This is a genomic window from Paracoccus salipaludis, from assembly GCF_002287065.1.
Lineage (GTDB): Bacteria > Pseudomonadota > Alphaproteobacteria > Rhodobacterales > Rhodobacteraceae > Paracoccus > Paracoccus salipaludis.
In genome coordinates this window covers 1-539 of record NZ_NSJZ01000155.1, presented here as the reverse complement: position 1 = coordinate 539, position 539 = coordinate 1, and the positions used below count along the sequence as shown (strand labels likewise).

Genomic DNA, 539 nt, shown 5'->3' with positions numbered 1-539 from the left:
GCCTGGTTCACGTTCCGCCCGATCGCTGAAACCTCCTTGGTCAGCGCCTCGATCTCGCCCGCCTCCGGCGGTTCGATGTGGTAGACGCCCGCCGCATAGAGCAGCACCCGCCGGGCCGTGTCGGCCCGGCTCAGGTCCAGCTCCCGCGCCAGGGCGTCCAGCCGCTCCATGTCCTCGGCGCTGACCCGCACCGTCAGCACCTTGCTGCGCGACTGCGGCAGGCGCTCGTCCCAGCGGTTCCTGTGGTTGTAGATCGTCCGGCGGCTGACCCCGTATTTCTTCGCCAACTCCGTCACCGGCACCTTCGCGTCGAGCTCACCCCGGAGAGCTTGCTTCTGGGCGTTCGTCAGGCGGCTGAACTTGCGTCTCGGCATGTGTGAAGTATCCAACTTGGAGGCTGTGAAGTATCCAAGTTATATTTCCTGCTATTAACACACATCCGAAAACAGCCTTCACAGATCAGGGGAAACCCAAGCCGTCTCGAAGCCCGCTGAGTGGGTCTGTAGAGCAACGATCAGGAGGGCAGGGGCAACGATGCC

The 539-nt window shown here is 63.3% G+C and carries 1 protein-coding gene; it reads right to left on the bottom strand.

What is annotated here, in order from left to right; genetic code table 11:
• Positions 1-374, bottom strand: a 374-nt coding sequence (locus CK240_RS17965; protein WP_135058995.1) for a helix-turn-helix domain-containing protein, incomplete at its 3' end; no start/stop codon positions are given.
• Positions 375-539 lie beyond the last annotated feature (165 nt).